The sequence below is a fragment of the Pseudomonas sp. 2848 genome (genome assembly GCF_003253945.1).
Classification (GTDB): domain Bacteria; phylum Pseudomonadota; class Gammaproteobacteria; order Pseudomonadales; family Pseudomonadaceae; genus Aquipseudomonas.
This window is the reverse complement of the sequence record NZ_QKZD01000010.1, coordinates 114,700-132,654: the sequence shown is the minus strand read 5'-3', so window position 1 is coordinate 132,654 and position 17,955 is coordinate 114,700. Positions and strand designations below refer to the sequence as shown.

At 64.9% G+C, this 17,955-nt stretch carries 10 protein-coding genes; 4 read left to right on the top strand and 6 right to left on the bottom strand.

The features are described 5' to 3' along the window. The 5 genes from DFS21_RS20165 to DFS21_RS20145 all read right to left on the bottom strand — a co-directional run bounded on the left by DFS21_RS20165 (nucleotide 1) and on the right by DFS21_RS20145 (nucleotide 6,333). Nucleotides 1–1,335 (bottom strand): cytochrome c, encoded by a 1,335-nt coding sequence (locus DFS21_RS20165; RefSeq protein WP_110698562.1) that lies wholly within the window; start codon nucleotides 1,333–1,335, stop codon nucleotides 1–3. 17 nt (nucleotides 1,336–1,352) lie between these two features. Next, nucleotides 1,353–3,599, bottom strand: coding sequence for a molybdopterin cofactor-binding domain-containing protein (locus DFS21_RS20160; protein WP_110698560.1), 2,247 nt, complete (start codon nucleotides 3,597–3,599; stop codon nucleotides 1,353–1,355). Next, nucleotides 3,599–4,054, bottom strand: a complete 456-nt coding sequence (locus DFS21_RS20155; protein WP_023631311.1) for a (2Fe-2S)-binding protein — start codon at nucleotides 4,052–4,054, stop codon at nucleotides 3,599–3,601. Before DFS21_RS20155 ends, DFS21_RS20160 begins: the two co-directional genes overlap by 1 nt. 148 nt (nucleotides 4,055–4,202) lie before the next feature. After that, nucleotides 4,203–5,705: a glycine betaine/L-proline transporter ProP gene (gene proP / locus DFS21_RS20150; RefSeq protein WP_023631310.1), complete on the bottom strand. Its 1,503-nt coding sequence runs from the start codon at nucleotides 5,703–5,705 to the stop codon at nucleotides 4,203–4,205. Nucleotides 5,706–5,874: 169 nt separating this feature from the next. Continuing rightward, a complete protein-coding gene (locus tag DFS21_RS20145) occupies nucleotides 5,875–6,333 on the bottom strand; it encodes a GNAT family N-acetyltransferase (RefSeq protein WP_110699139.1) in 459 nt (152 codons plus the stop codon). 545 nt (nucleotides 6,334–6,878) lie between these two features. Between DFS21_RS20145 and DFS21_RS20140 the strand changes: the two genes are divergently transcribed. The 4 genes from DFS21_RS20140 to DFS21_RS20125 all read left to right on the top strand — a co-directional run bounded on the left by DFS21_RS20140 (nucleotide 6,879) and on the right by DFS21_RS20125 (nucleotide 16,832). Next, nucleotides 6,879–8,588: a ShlB/FhaC/HecB family hemolysin secretion/activation protein gene (locus DFS21_RS20140; protein WP_111532981.1), complete on the top strand. Its 1,710-nt coding sequence runs from the start codon at nucleotides 6,879–6,881 to the stop codon at nucleotides 8,586–8,588. Nucleotides 8,589–8,626: 38 nt separating this feature from the next. Then, nucleotides 8,627–12,847, top strand: a complete 4,221-nt coding sequence (locus tag DFS21_RS20135) for a hemagglutinin repeat-containing protein (RefSeq protein WP_111532980.1) — start codon at nucleotides 8,627–8,629, stop codon at nucleotides 12,845–12,847. 206 nt (nucleotides 12,848–13,053) lie between these two features. Further along, on the top strand, nucleotides 13,054–15,774 hold the full coding sequence (locus DFS21_RS20130) for a hypothetical protein (protein ID WP_111532979.1): 2,721 nt from the start codon (nucleotides 13,054–13,056) through the stop codon (nucleotides 15,772–15,774). Further along, the gene (locus tag DFS21_RS20125) at nucleotides 15,771–16,832 is read left to right on the top strand and encodes a ComEC/Rec2 family competence protein (protein ID WP_146603161.1); all 1,062 of its coding nucleotides are present in this window, start codon (nucleotides 15,771–15,773) and stop codon (nucleotides 16,830–16,832) included. The genes DFS21_RS20130 and DFS21_RS20125 overlap by 4 nt, the downstream gene beginning before the upstream one ends. A gap of 77 nt (nucleotides 16,833–16,909) precedes the next feature. Here the strand turns inward: DFS21_RS20125 and glsB are convergent, their stop codons facing one another. Next, nucleotides 16,910–17,827: a glutaminase B gene (glsB, locus tag DFS21_RS20120; RefSeq protein WP_038705799.1), complete on the bottom strand. Its 918-nt coding sequence runs from the start codon at nucleotides 17,825–17,827 to the stop codon at nucleotides 16,910–16,912. Nucleotides 17,828–17,955: the final 128 nt, after the last annotated feature.

The window sequence follows — 17,955 nt, the reverse complement described above, 5'->3', positions numbered from 1 at the left end:
TCAGCGCATATGCAGGATGATCGGGCTGCTGCTGGCAGGGTCGGTATGCCCGCGCAGCTCGCCCACCGCCTTGGCCTGCACCGCGCCACCCTGATTGCCCCAGGCACTGCGGGCGAAACTCAGCACCTCGGCGATCTCCCGGTCCGACAGCTGCTCGCGGAACGCCGGCATGCGGTACGCGTCCGGCACCCCGGCGGCGACGATGCGCTGCGAGCCGTTGAGGGTGATGTTTATCGCCGAGGCGTTCTCTGCGGCCAGCATCGAGGTGGCCCCCGCCAGCGGCGGCATCCACTCGGCCTGGCCCTTGCCATCCGCGCCATGGCAGCTGGCGCAACGGGTCGCGTAGGTGTGCGCGCCGGGCGCATCAGGCGCGGCGGCCGTCGCCTGGTACTGCCAGGGCGCACCATCACGCCGAGGGTCACCGGGCAATGCCTTGAGGTAGCGGGCGATCGCGCCCAGGTCGTCGTCGCTCATGAACTGCGTAGAGTTGTTGAACGCCTCGGTCATCGAGCCGTACACCACTGCATGGCGATTGCGCCCGGTCTTGAGGAACTGCACGATCTCGGCCTCGCTCCAGCGCCCGAGCCCGGTGTTGTGGTCCTGGCGCAGGCTCGGCGCGTACCAGCCATCGAGCAGGGCCCCGGCGAGGAACGGCGCGCCGCTTTCGTCCAGGGCTTTCTCGTTGAAGGCCAGGCCCCGAGGCGTATGGCAGCTGCCGCAGTGGCCGGGGCCCTGGACGATGTAGGCGCCGCGATTCCACAGCGGATCCTGGTCGGGTTTCTGCGCATAGGCGGTGGTCGGTGCGAAGAGGCCGTTCCACAGGGCGATGGGCCAGCGCAGGTTCAATGGCCAGGGAATGCTGCTGGGTATATTGGCTTCGGCTGCCGGTTGCACGCCCTTCATGAAGAACGCGTAGAGCGCCCGCACATCGTCATCGCTGAGCTTGGCATAGGACGGGTAGGGCATGGCCGGGTACAGCCGTCGCCCTCCCGGCGCCACGCCCTGGCGCACGGCACGGTCGAAGTCGGCCAGGCTGTAGGCGCCGATGCCGTGGTCGCGATCCGGGGTGATGTTGGTGGCATGGATGGCCCCCAGCGGCGTGGCCATTTCCAGGCCTCCGGCAAAGGGCGCCTTGCCCGGCACGCTGTGGCAGGCCACGCAGTCGCTGAGGCGGGCGACGTATTCGCCGCGGCTGACCAGGGCTGCGTCGGCGCTGTCCGAGGCGCTGAAGGGCGAGGCAGGCTCGCGGGTGACGTACCAGGCCAGCAGGCCTGCCGCGACCAGGCACGGCAAGGCCAGCCAGCCTGCGGTTCTTGCGAATCGGCTGTTGTTCATGGGCTGTCCTTGTCGTGTCAGCTGAAGGTATGGCGGCTCAGGGGCATGCTGCGCACGCGCTGGCCGGTGAGCTGCGCTACGGCGTTGGCCACCGCGGGCGCGACCGCCGGCAGCGGCGGTTCACCGATGCCGCCCATCTTCGCCCCGCTCTCGACGATGCGCACGTGCACCCGGGCCATGCGCGACGGCGGCAGCACCGGGTAGAGGTCGTAGTTGCGCGCCCGTGGCATGCCGTTCAGCCACACCGATTCTTCCAGCAGCACCTGGGACAGGCCCAGGGATACCGCGCTGTTGACCTGGGCCTCGATGATCGCCGGGTTGACGATGCTGCCCGGGTCGATGGCCTGCCAGATATCGTGCACCTTGACCTGGCTACCCTCCAGCGACACTTCGGCGATGACCGCCGCCTCCGAGCCGAACGGCGAGGCCATGGCCACGCCGCGGGCGCGCTTGCTGCCGTCCTCGGCGGTGAACGGGCCGCGCTTCCAGCCGCCGGACAGCTCGCCCACCGCCTGCAGCAGGGTGGTCAGACGCGGGTTGTCCCGCAGCAGTTGCAGGCGCAGCTCGAAGGGATCGTGGCCACCCTTGTCGGCCAGCTCGTCGAGGAACGACTCGTAGAAGAAGTCGTTCAGCGAATTGCCCACCGAGCGCCAGTAGCCGAGCATGGCCGGGCCTTTGACATAGATCTGCGCGGTGCGCTTGTTGGCGATGGCGTAGGCCTTGCCCGACAGCCCTTCGAGGGCGGTGGGGTCGACCGTGTCGCCCTGCTTGCCAGCAATGGCCTCGGTCGGGCCTTCGGTGGCGCTGATCGCCTCGATGGCCACCGGCAGGCCTTTCTCGTCCAGCGCGGCGCGGAACTTGACCACGGCCATGGGGCGCATGGCATCGCGCAGGAACTCCTCCTCGCGGCTCCAGATCAGTTTCACCGGCCTGCCGACCGCCTTGGCCAGGGCGATGGCCTGCGGGTAGGGGTTGGCCGAGTCATACAGGAAGTGCCGGCCGAAGAAACCACCGAGCAGGGGCGAATGCAGGGTGATCCGCGCCGGGTCCAGGCCGGTGCGCTTGGCGATGTCGGCGCGGAACATGTCCTGGGCCTGGTTGGGCAGCCACACTTCCAGCGAGCCGTCGGGGTTGAAACGGGCGGTGGCGGAGGGCGGCTCCAACTGCGCGTGGTTGAGGAACTGGTTGTGGTAGGTGGCCTCGACCTTGGTCTTGGCCGCGGCCAAGGCGCCGGCGACATCGCCCTGGTTTTCCTCGTCGCGGCTCGGCCCGGTCTGGGCGGCCAGGTGTTCGCGCCAGCCATCGCTGGAAAAGTCGGCAGGCATCGGCCGCACCTGGCTGTCGGCGGCCACTTCCTTCCAGTCCACCTGCAGCGCTTCCACCGCGCGCTTGGCGTGCCACCAACGTTCGGCGACCACGGCGACCGCACCGGGCAGTTGATGCACCGAGTGCACGCCCTTCATCGCCTTGACCTGTTCCTCGTTGCGCAGGTTGCCTACGGTCATGCCCAGGCGCGGGGCATGCTGCACGGCGGCGTGGAGCATGCCGTCGACCTTGACGTCGATGCTGTAGACGGCCTTGCCGGTGGACTTGTCGTAGGCGTCGAGGCGCTGCACCGGCTTGCCGATCCAGCGGAACTGGCTGGGGTCGCGCAGCTTGACGCTGGCAGGGTCCGGTACCGGCAGGTCCATGGCCTTGGCGGCCAGTTCGCCGTAGCCCAGCGCACGGCCCGAGGCCGCGTGCACCACCTTGCCAGGCTCGGTGCTCAATTCACCTACTGGCACGCCCAACTGCTCGGCGCCGGCCTGCAGCAGCATGGCGCGGGCCAGGGCGCCGAGGCGGCGCATGGTCGGGTAGCTCATGCGCACCGACATGCTGCCGCCGGTGATGCGCAGGCCGTTCTCCATCACCACGTAGGCCTCGCCCGCTGGCGCGCTTTCGACCACGAAGGTGGCTGGGTCGGCGTCCAGTTCCTCGCCGATGATCTGCGCCATGGCCGTGTTGACCCCTTGCCCGCCCTCCATGAACGGGCTGAGCAGGTGCACGCTGCCGTCCGCGCGGATTTCCAGGAAGGCCGGCACCTGGGTGCCGCGCTCAGTGGTCGCGGCGGCGGCCTGTACCCGCGCCGAGCCCAGCGGCAGGCCGAAGCCCAGCACCAGTGCGCCGATGGCGCTGCCGGCAAGAAAGCGCCGACGCGACAGGTTGACCGTTTCGCCGCTGCGCAGCCGTGCCAGGTCGTCAGGGGTGTCGATACGCGCGTTCATCAGGCGTTCTCCCCTTGGGCCAGTTCGTGCACGGCGGCATGGATGGCGTTGTAGGTGCCGCAGCGGCACAGGTTGACCATGGCCGCGTCGATCTGTTCGGTGCTGGGTTTGGGGGTGTGCTTGAGCAGCGCGGTGGCCGCCATCACCTGGCCGGACTGGCAGTAGCCGCACTGGGCCACCTGGTGCTCGACCCAGGCGGCGACCACGCGCTTGCCCACGGCGTCGGCTTCGATGGCCTCGATGGTGGTGACTTCACGACCGACCACGCCGGCCACCGGGGTGACGCAGGCGCGCACCACATTGCCGTCCACCAGCACCGAGCAGGCGCCGCATTGGGCCAGGCCGCAACCGTATTTGGTGCCGGTCAGGCCGAGGTCGTCACGGATCACCCAGAGCAAGGGCGTGTCGGCGTCAGCCTCGACCTGGTAGGTCTGCTGGTTGATTCTTAGTTCCATGGGCTCACCTGCTGATCATCGGTTCTGGAAGCGGGGAATACGCTGTTCCCCAATCCAGAAACGCTAGCACATGGCCCCGTTGCGCAATCGATGCACCCCGCAGGTCCAGAGGATCAGGCAAGCAATCCGGTGGAATGCGCAAGCCCCCTCAATCGATGCGCGGGTGCTGCTGGGCCAGGGTCTTGCGCTTGGCCTCCAACTCGGCGATCTGCGCGTCGATGTCCTCGATCTTCTGTTCGATGTTGTCGTGGTGCTCCTGCAGCAGTTCGCGGGCTTCGTCGATATCCGAGGCCGCCGGGGCGGCGCCGCGCAACGGACGGTTGGCGGTCTCCTTCATGGTCAGGCCGGTGAGCAGGCCGATCACGGCGATCACCATCAGGTAATAAGCCGGCATGTACAGGTTGTCGGTGGTTTCCACCAGCCAGGCGGCGAGGGTCGGGGTCAGGCCGGCGATCAGCACAGAGATGTTGAAGGCGCTGGCCAGGGCGCTGTAGCGGATATGCGTGGGAAACATCGCCGGCAGGGTCGAGGCCATCACGCCGATGAAGAAGTTCAGCAGCACGGCGAGGATCAACAGGCCGGCGAAGATCACCGCCAGCTTGCCGCTGGTGATCAGCATGAACGCCGGGATCGCCAGGGCGAACAGGCCGACGCTGCCGATGATGATGAACGGCTTGCGCCCCCACTTGTCGCTGAGCAGGCCGATGATCGGCTGCACGAACAGCATGCCGACCATGATCGCGATGATGATCAGCACGCCGTGGTCTTCGCTGTAGTGCAGGTTGTGCGAGAGGTAGCTGGGCATGTAGGTGAGCAGCATGTAGTAGGTGACGTTGGTGGCGATCACCACGCCGATGCAGGTCAGCAGGCTGCGCCAGTGCTGGGTCGCCACCTCCTTGAACGAAACTTTCGGGCCGCTGGCCAGGCCTTCGCGGTCACCTTGCTCGAGTTTTTCGACGTGTTGCTGGAAGGCCGGGGTTTCTTCCAGCGCGTGGCGCAGGTACAGGCCGATCAGGCCCAGCGGCAGGGCCAGGAAGAACGGCAGGCGCCAGCCCCATTCGAGGAACTGTTCCTCGCCGAGGAGCGTCGAGATCAGCACCACCACGCCGGCGCCGAGGACGAAGCCGGCGATCGAGCCGAAGTCCAGCCAGCTGCCGAGGAAGCCGCGCTTGCGGTCCGGGGCGTACTCGGCGACGAAGATCGAGGCGCCGGTGTATTCACCGCCCACCGAGAAGCCCTGGGCCATCTTCGCCAGCAACAGCAGGATCGGCGCCCAGATGCCGATGCTGGCGTAGGACGGGATCAGGCCGATGGCGAAGGTGCTCAGGGACATGATCACGATGGTCGCGGCCAGCACTTTCTGGCGCCCGTAGCGGTCGCCCAGGGCGCCGAAGAACAGCCCGCCCAGCGGGCGGATCAGGAAGGGCACGGAGAAGGTGGCCAGCGCCGCGATCATCTGCACGCCGGGGCTGGCGTTGGGGAAGAACACCTTGCCCAGGGCATAGGCGACGAAGCCGTAGACGCCGAAGTCGAACCATTCCATCGCGTTGCCCAGGGCGGCTGCGGTGATGGCCTTGCGCATCTTGGCGTCGTCGACGATGGTGATGTCCTTCAAGCCGATGGGCTTGACGGGTTTCCTGCGTGATTTCATGGGCCGTTGTCCTTGGAGGCTGTGGGGCATGGCCATGGTTTGGCCAGCCTTGTACCTAGGGTCAGATACAACGGCGCGCTAAATAATTCCCTGCTGGATCATTTGTGTGCGGCACGGATGGCCCTGGCGCGAGGCAAGCCCGCTTCTACAGAGGCCATCAGGCAACCGATCAGAGCGCGCGTGACATTAGCCAGTGCTGCTGCTCCCAAGCCTCGAAGGGTTCCAGCGGTGCCCAGCCACGCTTGGCGTAGTAGGCGCTCTGGTCGTGGGTGTGCAGGTAGAGCGTGGAGACTCCGCTGCTGCGTGCATGGTCGCAGATGCCTTCGATCAGTTGTTCCGCCAGGCCTTGCCCTCGTGCTTGCGGGGTGACGAACACGCAGGCCAGCCATGGGCCAAGATCGCTGCGCCCGGGCAGGTCGTCGCTGGCCAGGGCGGCGCTGCCCAGCAGGCGGTCGCCGTCGAGGGCGACCAGGCATCGCCATTGGCCGTTGCGCTGGCCTTCGGCGAATTCGCGTTGCCAGTCGCTAAGCGGCACGTCCGCGTACTCGTAGTGGAACTGTTGGTGCAGCCACTGGGCGAGGGTATCGCTGTGGGCCATGTGGTGTTCAAGCCAGTCCAGGCGGGGCATGCTGTTGTCCTTGTCGAGGGGCATTTCAGTGCGGTGGGCTGTGATGTCGCGAGCATACACCAGGCCTCTAACGCGTACTCGAGTTGCAAGTAAATTCGAGGACAGTCGCTTCAATAGAGTCGAAAGTTCAGCACGAATCGTCGCCGCACGGGCCAATTATTCGGCTTAGTTTCGGCGCGTTTCACCGAAGTAGAGTCCTCTTGTGTGTTTTCAAGTTGCTGTGCGTAGGCGGCATGCGACTAAAGTCCGGTGTCTGCTGCTCGTGTCTACAAGTACCGTGGGGCTAGACAGTCATCAAGTTCGATTGTTGGACAATTCGATCCCTCCACCCCGTACCCGCTTTACCACGGGCTATCAAGTGACCATGCGGTCATGCCCGGCGCCATGTGGTAATTAGCAGTCGTTAACTTTTCCGTGAGCGTTTCAACAAACAACGCTCAACTTTCTAAAGTTATTGCGCGTGTGCCGATAACCCTCGGTGACCGTGCTGGGAAGTTCCAAGTACTGCGATTCTCGCTGTGCCTTTGCCTGCGAATGGGTGTTGTATGCCGTACCTGTCTGCTGTTGATCGTCGCCAATTAATGCTGTCTGTCGCACTGGCTTGCCTGTGCGCCGGAAACCTGCATGCCGAGACATTTACGCCCGGCCAGGAAGTGTTGCGCCAACAGCAACAGCAACAACAGGACCTGCAGCAACTGCAACTGGAGCAACGACGCCGCCAACTGCAGCGCGGTGCGTTCACCGGGCCCGATACTTCCGCGCAGGTCCCCCAGGCCGCGGCCCCGGATACGCACTGCTGGCCGCTGGCTGGAGTGCGGGTGGGCGGCGTCACCCTGATCGACCGTGCCACCCTCGATGCGCGCATCGACCCGCTGGTGGCGGCGTGCATGGGCGTGGGGCAGATCAACCAGCTGCTGGCGAGTATCACCGCGCTGTACCTGGAAAAGGGCTATATCGCCAGCCGGCCCTACCTGAGCAGCGCCCCGGCAGCCGGGCAGTCGCTGGACATCCTGGTGGACGAAGGCTACCTGGAGGCCATCGAACTGGCCGACCAGCGCCTGCCGGTGTCCCTGGCCGGGGCCTTCCCCGGCATGCTCGGCGAGCCGCTGAACCTGCGTGACCTGGAGCAGGGCCTGGACCAGCTCAACCGCCTGCGCTCGGTCGACCTGACCGCCGACATCGCCCCCGGCAGCCAGCCGGGCGCCTCGCGGATCATCCTGCGCCCGCGCAGCGCCGGCCAGCCACGGGTGGCCGTGGGCCTGGGCCTGGACAACCTCGGCAGCGCCAGCACCGGGCGCGACCGTCGCGTGCTCAGCCTGGGCCTGGACAACCCGCTGGCACTCAACGACCTGCTCAGCCTGTCGGCCAGCGATACCCTCAACCAGGGCGACCGTTACAGCCGCAACGCCAGCCTGTACTACGCGATCCCCTATGGCTACTGGACCTTCAGCCTGTTCGCCAGCCATGCCGAGTACCGCTCGCCGGTCAAGCTCAGCACGCTGACCCTGCATAGCCGCGGCATCACCGACCAGCTCAGCCTGCGCGGCGAGCGTGTGCTGTGGCGCGACCAGCGCCATCAACTGAGCGCCAGCCTGCAACTGGCGCACAAGAATGTCGACAGCGAGTTCGCCAAGGTGCGCTTGGACGTGCAGAGCCCGACGCTGACCGTGGCCGAGGCCGGGCTCAACCTGTTCTGGCTCGACCACGCGGTGTGGAACCTGGACCTCAACTATGCCCAGGGGCTGCATTGGTTCGGTGCCGACGACGATGCTGATCGCCGGGTGCCCGACCTGCCCATGGCGCAGTTTCGCAAGTACCGCGCCGGCCTTGGCCAGTGGCGCAACGGCCAGCTGCTGGGCCAGGCCTGGCAGTGGCAGAGCCAGCTCAACCTGCAGTACAGCCCCGACCCGCTGCCGGCCATCGAGCAGTTGCTCGGTACCGACGATTCGGCCGTGCGCGGCTACCGCATCAGCAGCCTGTCCGGCGCCAGTGGGGCGGTGTGGCGCAACACCCTGCGCCTGCCGCTGCGGGCACAGGGACCGCTGACCATCACCCCGCGCCTGGGGCTGGACCATGGCTGGATCAAGGCCGACCACGGCGCCGCCAGCCAGCGCCTGAGCGGCGCGAGCCTGGGCTTGAACCTGGGCTGGAAGGCGCTGCAGCTGGACCTCGACTACCAGCGCAGCCTCAACACGCCCCGCGGTTACCAGCGCGAGCCTGAAGTCTGGCTGTTCAGGGCCGCCGTGCAGATCTGAGCGCACCGATTTAGCAGTACCTACATGGAGAGTGACCTATGCCCAAGACCCCCTTTACCTTCAATTTGTCCCCGCAAGGCAAGCTGCGCTGGGCGATCGCCAGCCTGCTGCTGGCCACCAGCCTGCCCCAGGCGCTGGCCGGCGGCGTGGTGGTCGCCCCCGGGCCCGGGGGCACGGCGCAACTGCAGACCCAGGGCGGCGTGCCCATCGTCAATATCGTTGCCCCCAACGGCGCGGGCCTGTCGCATAACCAGTTCCTCGACTACAACGTCGACCGCCAGGGCCTGGTACTGAACAACGCCCTGCAGGCCGGGCATTCGCAGCTGGCCGGCGAGCTTGCGGCCAACCCGCAGTTCCAGGGCCAGGCGGCGAGCGTGATCCTCAACGAAGTGGTCAGCCGCAATGCCTCCGCCATCAATGGCGCCCAGGAAATCTTCGGCCGTGCCGCCGACTACGTGCTAGCCAACCCCAACGGCATCTCGGTCAATGGTGCCAGTTTCATCAATGCGCCCAACGCGAGCCTGGTGGTGGGCCGCCCCGAGCTGGAAGCGGGCCGGCTCAAGGCCCTGGGCACCCAGGACGCCAGCGGCCAGTTGCAGGTGCAGGGCGCCGGCCTGCGCAACGACGGCGGTTCGGTCAACCTGATCGCCCCGCGCATCGACAGCCAGGGCCGCCTGGATGCCCGGGACCAGCTCAACCTCACCGTGGGCCGCAACCAGGTGGATTACGCCAGCGGCCAGGTCAAGGTGCTCGACGGCGGCGCGGCCAGCGGCGAGCAGCGGATCGACGCCAGCCTGTTCGGCGCGATGCAGGCCGGGCGCATCAATATCGTCAGCACCGCGCAGGGTGCCGGGGTGCGGGTCGGGCCAGGGCAGATCGAAGGCCGCGACGGCGTGCGCATCGACTCGGCGGGTAACCTGAACATCAGCGGCGCCGCCGTGGCCGACTCGCTGCAAGCGACCCGTGCGGGCGTGCGCAGCAGCCAGGGCGATGTGCAACTGCATGGTGCCCAGGACCTGACCCTGGCCGCCGCCGACGTGGCCGGGCGCGACGTCAAGCTCGACGCCGGGCGCAACCTCACCCTGAGCACCGTGCAAAGCCGCAAGCTCCAGGAAAAACGCGAAAACTGGCGCAGCGGCGCATTGGGCATCGATTGGGAAACCTACCAGCGCACCCAGATCGACAGCGATACCCGCGAGCATGGGGTGCAGGTCGTGGCCCAGCGTAATGCTCGGGCGAATGCCGGCCAGGATCTCACCGCCAATGCCGCCAGCATCGAGGCTCCGGGTCAACTGAGCCTGAACAGCGGTGGCGACCTGCGCCTGACCGCTGCCACCGAACGCCAGGTCAACAGCGACCAGGGCAAGCACACCAAGGGCTTCTGGAAGGCCGACTGGGACAACCGCAGCGAAACCCAGCGCAGCGTCACCAGCCAGCTCAAGGGCGGCGATATCGAACTGCGGGCCAAGGCTTCGGTGCTGGCCGAAGGTGCCCAGCTGACCAGCGGCCAGGACATCCGCATCGCCGGCAAGCAGGTGCAGATCAGCAACGCCTCGCGCACCGACCAGCGCGACAGCCAGAACCAGCAGAGCAAGTTCTTCGGCGTCAGCCACAACGAAGCCAAGCAGAACAGCCGGGAAAGCACCGCCGTGCGCAGCGAGCTGGTGGCCGGTGGCAGCGTTGGCCTGAACAGCGCCGAAGGCATCGAGGTGGTCGGCTCCACGGTCAAGGCTACCGGCGCGTTGAGCGCCGACGCGGCGGGCGACCTGAAGGTCGCCTCGGCCCAGGACACCCGTGAGCACGGCAGCGCCAGCAGCAGCCGTGGTTTCGTGGCCTCGGCCAAGGAGACCGCGCCGGGCTCGGGGCAGTATCGCGCCGGCGTCGGCTATGCGAGCGATCGCCAGAGCGCCACTGGCAGCCAGGTCAGCCAGCAGGGTTCCAGCCTCAGCGGCAGCGAGGTTCAGCTGACCGCCGGCGCTGACCTGACCGTCAAGGGCGCAGCGGTGAAGTCCACGGCAGGCGACACCACCCTGGCCGGCAAGCAGGTGTCGTTGCTGGCCGAGCAGGACAGCCGCAGCGAGTCCCGCGACAGCAGCCACACCGGGGGTGGCGTCTACCTCACCGCCGGCCTCGACCGTGCCGGCGCCGGGGTCGACTTCGCCCATGGCACCCAGCAGGACACCTCGAACAGCAGCACTGCCAAGACCACCGGCATCGACAGCGCCGGCAACTTGACCATCAAGGCCGACACCCTGGCCAGTGAAGGCGCGCAGGTCAACAGCGCCGGCACCCTGAGCGTCAGCGCCAACCAGGTGGACAACCGCGCGGCTCGCGACACCACCAGCAGCAGCCACCAGCAGAGCAACTGGACGGCGGATGTCGGTGTCAATGTCGAGTACAAGGACATCGCCCGGCCGATCGCCGGGGTGGTCAAGGATGTGGTGGACGGCAAGGTGTCGGTGAAGGACGCGCTCGACGGCAAGTTGCCGCTGGGCGATGTCAAGGACGTGCTTGCCGGCAAGACCTCGCTGAGCGATGCCCTGGGCAAGCTCGGCACGCCGAACCTGGGCGTCGACCTGGCCGTGGGCCATGCCAGCCAGCAGCAGGGCGAGCAGACCGGCACCGCGGTGGTCAGCCAGTTCAACGGCCAGGGCGTCCAGCTGGATGTGGCTGGTGCGCTGAAGGACCAGGGCACCCAGTACAACGCCAACGGCGGCGCGCTGAACATCAAGGCCGGCGAGTTGCAGGCCGAGGCCGCCAGCAACACCCACAGCCGCAGCGAGCAGCAGGTGAATGCAGATGTATCCGCCCGGGTCTACACCAAGACCGGCGAGGACCTGAATGTGACCGCCAGTGGTTCGGGGGGGAGCAAGAGCCTGGCCGAAGACCGTTCCACTGCCGTGGTCGGCACCTTCAGTGGCAATCAGGGCCTGAACATCCAGGTCGGCGGCGATGCCCGCTTCGAAGGCAGCCGCCTCGACGGTGGCCAGGGCGCGGTGGCCGTCAACACCGGCGGCAAGCTGGCCCTGGAGCAGGCCAGTAACCATGAGCGTCGCGACACCAGCAGCCTCGGTGGCAGCGCTTCGCTGACCGTGGGCACCTTGCCGGTGGGCGACAAGGTCGACCTGGGCGCGGGGTTGCAACTCGACCATGCCGGCGAACACAGTGCCGACAGCAAGGCCCAGGTGGCGAGCATCAGCGGCAGCGGCCCGGTGCGGTTGGGCAGCGCTGGCGACCAGACCTTGCAAGGGACGCGCATCGACGCGGCGGGCCCGGTCGAACTCAAGGCCGGTGGCGCTCTCGACCTGCAGGCCGCCAGCGACACCCGGACTGTTAGCGGCAGCCACCTGGGCGGCGGTCTCAACCTCGGCGGCAAGGCAGCCACCGGCGAGCAGGGCCGCGACCTGAGCGGCAAGCTGGGCGGCAACTTCAATGTGGGCCAGACCAACGAACGCTCGCAGACCCTCAGCGGCGGCCAGCTGAACAGCCGCGCCAATGTGGACCTGGCCGGCCAGTCGGTGCATCTGCAGGGCACGCAGGTCGCTGCTGCGGGCATCAACGTCGGTGCAGGCGAGGGTGGCCTGGCGCTGGAGTCGGCGCAGTCCACCCAGAGCCGCAACAACTGGGGCGTCGAGCTGAAGGCCGGCGGCAACCTGAGCCGCAATACCCCGGCCGACGCCGACAAGCAGGCCACTGCGTCCCATGATTTCGACCTCGGCGGCAAGGTGCACGTGGACCATCTGCAGGGCACCACCCAGCAGAACAGCCGGATCGCCGCCGACACGGTGGCGTTGAACAGCACGGGCGCGGCGCAACTGAGCGGCGCGCGTGTCGAAGGCCAGCACATCGGCGGCAAGTTCGACGGCGGACTCAGCATCCAGGAGCGTCAGGACACCACCACCTCGGTGCGTCTTGACCTGGGCGCCGGCCTTGTCGGCAAACCGGGTGAGGCCAAGGAGGGCGAAGCCAAGCCCGCCTTCGGCTACACGCCGTCGTTCAACGCGCAGGGCGAGTTCCTGCGCAAGGCCGGGGTCCAGGAAACGTCGCAGATCGCGGCGCAGCGCGAGCTGGGGCTGCAGGTCAAGGGCGTGGAGCAGGGCGGGAACACGGTCGGGGCCGAGGTGAAACCGCTCGGTTACCAGGTCAAGGCCACCCTCGACCTGCCCAAGCTGCCTGAAGCCGGCCTGCCCAGCGTGTCGCTGGATGACGGCAAGCTGAAGGTCGGGCCGGTGACGGTCGAAGGCCATGTCGATGGCTGAGCATCTGCCCTCACACCAATGAGGTCCGGGGCGCTTTGCGCCCCTTTTTTTTTGACCGGCATTTGGGTGCGGTGTCCGTGGTTCGATCAATAACGCAGAGATGGCTTTAGGCCACTGTTAAGCGTTATCTTCCCTCCAATATTACTTTTGCGGCCCACGCCGGCTGGATGCGGCACGGCGTGGTGTCGAATGGAAGGACGCCCGGAATGAATCGCAAGGAAAAAGACATCCTGTGGCTGGGTGAGGAGTACGCCTCGCTTGGGCCGGCAGTACGCGCGGCGCTGGGTATCCTGCTGGAGCGCGGTGAGTGGGGGTGGTGGGATGCTCGAGCCCTGATTCCGGTCCAACTGGAGAAGGCTATCCGGCGCAACGGGCCAGTCTGTTGGGGGGGCGATGCAAGCGTGCTCAATGCAGAGCAGTGGGTCGATCCTCTGCGGGCCATCACGCTTGGCCGGGCCTTTGAGAACTTGCCGGGGCGAGAGATGCCAGCGATCAAGCTTTCAAGATCGGTATGGGATTGGGAGGGGGGAGCCGACACCATCGCCGCGGTTTTAAGCGAGCTTTCCCTGCTGGTGGGGCCGGGCTATGTCTTTCCAGAATGGCAGCGTAATGCCAAACCTCGCTTTCCGCGGATCCACAAGGAGCGACCACGATCCTACATGGCCGCTGGTCCTGATTTACCCTTTGAGAATCTATTGGAGGGGGAGTCGGAGCAACTGTACTGGGAACTAGCTACGCGTCGTGACGATGTCGTCGACATTCTGGTAGTTAGAAACCTCGAGTCTTTGCGCGCGGTCACTGCTGCAAAGCTGGTCATCATTCAGGGCAATCCACTGGGTCGCGTGCTTGCCCAGGTCAGCCGTCTGCGTGATGACCTGAGTGCCCAGTGTGTGCTGCAGGTTGATGCCGACAACCACGACGTCGTTCATTGGCTACATGGTGTGCTGCGGTTATGGTCCTACGCAGGCATGACATTCGCCCATGCAGTGAGGCAGGCGGCGGATGACCGTGGCCTGCAATTCCACGTTCTTTCTTCCACGCAATCGTTCTTGAATGTTCGTGGTGGTTTTCCCGAAGACTCGATGACCAAGGCACGGAGGGTTCCAGGCCCTGTACGTCGCGACCCAGGCCCGGAGCGACTTCAGCCTGGGGTGGTCGAATCTTTTTCCAGGGAGCTCGTCAAGGATACGCCAACCAGCGTGCCGCCCGAGGAGATTGCGCCAAAGGTATCGACGCCTGAGATTACAACCCGGCCATTCGACGAGCACCGCGTTCCTGTTCCACGGCCAATGCCTGATACTCAATCGCCTTCCACCTCGCGTGAAGTCATTTCTCGTCCTCGGCGCCCTGTAAAAGCGAAACCGTCCCCGCCAATCGAGAGGGTGCTGACGGCATCGGCCCGACAGGGCCGGCAACCGGTCGATTACTGGCCGACAACAGGCCAGGTCGAGTTGGATCTTGCGATTGTGGTGAAGACGCCGTTGCAATCCGGCACCCTGACGTTTCCTGAGGACAGAATCGAGTGGGTAAGTGATTACAAGGTGCTCCAGATCCACTTGTTCGAGTTTGGGCAAGCACCAGTGACGCATTCGCTGTACTTGCCAAAGACTGATGGGTCAGAAGTCGTTACATTCACCCGCGAGGGGAGATGTGGCGAGGTCGACCTGCGCTTTGTGGTAAGCGATGGCGCGCAAATCCTTCAAACCGCACGGTTGCAGGCCAGGCCGAATGAAACCATCAGCTTCTTCATCGAGAATGTGGTCACACCGCTGCATCGTGAAAAGAAAACGTTCGACCTTGCCTTGTTGGTCAACGACAGTCTGGGTAATCAGCCCAGCGTTTCTATCATTACCCAGGCAGGGAAACCGATATTCGTTCCGTTGGGCGATGATGAAATCGCAGAGGCCCGTAAACAAATGCTATTTACGCTGCAGAGTGCAGTGGATAACGACGATGCAGATCTGGCCCCGCTGATGATGGACCTGGCTAACGACGGCGCGCTGCTTCAGCGTTTTCTGATAGAGCGCGAACCGCAGTGGCCGGGCAATGAGGGATGCTTGCAACTGGTTTCGCAAGATCACGCGTTCTTCCCGATCGAGTATCTTTACGATGGGCCCATCCCTCGGTCCAGAAAAGCTCCGCTATGTAGTCAACGGGTAACCTGCCTCAAACGAGGAAGTGCCGAGCCGGGTTGTGAAATCCGACGGGCCCGTGAGCAACTATGCCCAATGGGATTCCTGGGGATATCGGGCATCATTGAGCGGCATACCTGGACGCCGGGACAAGCGCCGAACTTATGGGATAGACCACCCGTTGAACAGCGGGGAAGGCATCGGATCGATGACCTGTCGAAGGTGGTCTTCACGGCCAGTGACCGTGCCGATGAGTTCTGGGACGGTGATGTCGAGCAGGAGGTTGTGCGGCTCCAGACAATTGAAAAAGCGCTTGCGGTCAAGCGGGTTGCAACGTGGGAGGATTGGATTTCCAGGCTGGAACTGGAATCACCTTCCATGCTGCTCATGATCCTGCACAAGGACAGAAACTGGCTGTACACAGGGGCGGAAGATTCTCTCTCTCTTGGCGGCATAAGCGAGCAGCATGTAGGCGGTGCTCCCCTGGTGATAGCAGTAGGGTGTTCGACTGGCTTGGGCGAACTGCCCGGGAGCAGCTTGCCGGCAATTTTGCGCAACTGTGGTGCGAGTGTAGTGATCGCGGCCATGACCAGCGTACTCGGCCGCCATGCCAACCGAGTGGCCCGTGATCTCGCCAAGCACTTGCGTCAGGCGGCCAGCGCATGGGGCACCGTTCATATCGGTGAGATCATCAGTGCGTTGCGCCGGCAGTTGTTGATCGAAGGCGTGGCGATGGGGCTTGCCGTGGTCGCCTTCGGTGATGCCGATATCGCCCTGGGCAAGGAGGGCAGGTGAGCATGTTCAGAGTCAGGTCTATTCAGGTTGACCACGGTGATTCGCTGCTGGTCAGCTACACGAGCGATGGCCATGTTCGTCATCTTCTCGTGGACGGTGGTCCGGAAAATCCCTCTAAGACCTTGTTGAAGGTACTGGAAAAGGTACACAAGGAGGAAGGTGTGAATGGCCGGCTTCGCCTTGAGGTACTGGTTGTCACGCATTATGACCTTGACCACATCGAAGGTGTGATCGACCTGTTGCAGCAGAAGCCATCCTGGCTTGAGATCGGTGATATCTGGTTCAACGGTTACGAGCACCTCCAGCCCGCGGACAAACTTGGCCCTGCGCAGGGCGATAAGTTGAGCAAGTTGATTCGAACCCTTGGATTACCATGGAATGCTTGTTTCCCAAATGTCAGGGCGGGTGGCGAAGGAGGAGCGATCCACCAGGGCGTCTTGCCAGTCACCCTGCCAGGAGGGCTTGAAGTGCGCGTGCTTTCTCCCGATGAGCCAGGTTTAAAAGCGCTCGCCAAAGTATGGACGAACCCTCAATCGCCGCCGCCCGATGAAGGCGTAGGGCACCGTGATAGGTTAGGCCCGAATGATCGCTGGCCGCTGAAAGACTATCTTGATTATCGCATCGGGGGGTTCACCGCTGATGGGTCGAAGCCCAATCGTAGTAGCATTGCTTTACTTCTGACCTTCGACAACAAGCGGGTATTGCTGGCGGCCGATGCATTAGCTTCAGTGGTCACCAGCGGTCTTAAGATGCATCTGCCCGATTTAAGACCTATTGACCTTTTGAAGGTTTCCCACCATGGCAGCAAGCGCAACACAGATCGGGATTTGCTGAACAGGATCAACTGTCGACGATTCTTGATCAGCACGAGTGGCGCGAAGCATCAACACCCTGATTTTGATCTGATTGCTTTGTTGCTGAGCAGAAATAACGGTCCAGACATCATTTTCAATTATGGTGAAGGCTGGCCTGGGAAGTGGAAAAATAAGCCGTCCAGCTGGAAGTTCAACGCTGTCTTTCCTCGGCCTAACGATCTGTTTGTGGACATTGAACTCTAGGCTTTTTAGGAAAGAGCGCTGGGCGGGGCCATCGCAGGTTGTGTGCGCGACCAAGCGCCTGCCTGCAACGACTTCGCTCAGACCGCCGAAAACACCGACCCGGTAATCCGTTCGCTCAACAGCTCCAGAACCCGCAACCCCGCCAGCGAGTTGCCCGAGGCATTCAGCGCCGGCGACCACACGCAGATGCTGTAGCGCCCCGGCACCACCGCGACGATGCCGCCGCCCACGCCGCTCTTGCCCGGCAGCCCGACGCGGTAGGCGAAATTGCCGGCCTCGTCATACAGCCCGCTGGTGGCCATGATCGCGTTCACCTGCTGCGCTTGGCGTGGGCTGAGCACTTGTTCGCCGCTGTGCGGGCAGTAGCCGCTGTTGGCCAGGAAGGCGAAGCCACGGGCGACGTCGGCGCAGCTCATCGACAGCGCGCAGTGGTGGAAATAGCTGCGCAGCACCGCGTCGACATCGTTGTGGAAGTTGCCGAAGGCCTGCATCAGGTAGGCCATGGCCGCATTGCGTGCTCGGTGCTGGTACTCCGACTCGGCCACCACTGTGTCGCTGACGATACGCGGGTTGGCCGCCAGGCGGCGGACGAAGTCGCGCATCGACAGGGTGGGGGTGGCATAGCGCGATTGGTTGATGTCGCAGATCACCAGCGCCCCGGCATTGATGAACGGGTTGCGCGGCCGGCCCTTTTCCACCTCCAGCTGCACCAGCGAGTTGAACGCCTGCCCCGAAGGCTCGTAGCCCAGCCGCGACCAGATGTCTTCGCCGCTGTGGTTGATCGCCTGCACCAGGCTGAACACCTTGGAGATGCTCTGGATCGAGAACGGCGTGCGCGCATCCCCGGCGCAGTGCAACTGGCCGTCCAGGCTCTGCACGGCGATGCCCAGCTGGTTGGGGTCGACCTGGGCGAGGGCGGGAATGTACTGCGCCACCTGGCCCTGGACGAGCAGGGGGCGGACGTGGTCGAGGATCTCTTGCAGGAGTGCTTGCATCGGAAAACCTGGTGCGGAGGAAAGACGCGGTCGAAAACGTTCAGGTAGACGATGGTCGCTGGCTGCGGAGCACATCTGCCCGCGTTGATTCCTGTGATGATGCGTGACCTGCAGGCGCAGGCTTGCCC

Coding starts and splice junctions, on each gene's coding strand:
- DFS21_RS20165 (WP_110698562.1), bottom strand. CDS start 1,335: ATGAACAACAGCCGATTCGCAAGAACCGCAGGCTGGCTGGCCTTGCCG.
- DFS21_RS20160 (WP_110698560.1), bottom strand. CDS start 3,599: ATGAACGCGCGTATCGACACCCCTGACGACCTGGCACGGCTGCGCAGC.
- DFS21_RS20155 (WP_023631311.1), bottom strand. CDS start 4,054: ATGGAACTAAGAATCAACCAGCAGACCTACCAGGTCGAGGCTGACGCC.
- proP (WP_023631310.1), bottom strand. CDS start 5,705: ATGAAATCACGCAGGAAACCCGTCAAGCCCATCGGCTTGAAGGACATC.
- DFS21_RS20145 (WP_110699139.1), bottom strand. CDS start 6,333: ATGCCCCGCCTGGACTGGCTTGAACACCACATGGCCCACAGCGATACC.
- DFS21_RS20140 (WP_111532981.1), top strand. CDS start 6,879: ATGCCGTACCTGTCTGCTGTTGATCGTCGCCAATTAATGCTGTCTGTC.
- DFS21_RS20135 (WP_111532980.1), top strand. CDS start 8,627: ATGCCCAAGACCCCCTTTACCTTCAATTTGTCCCCGCAAGGCAAGCTG.
- DFS21_RS20130 (WP_111532979.1), top strand. CDS start 13,054: ATGAATCGCAAGGAAAAAGACATCCTGTGGCTGGGTGAGGAGTACGCC.
- glsB (WP_038705799.1), bottom strand. CDS start 17,827: ATGCAAGCACTCCTGCAAGAGATCCTCGACCACGTCCGCCCCCTGCTC.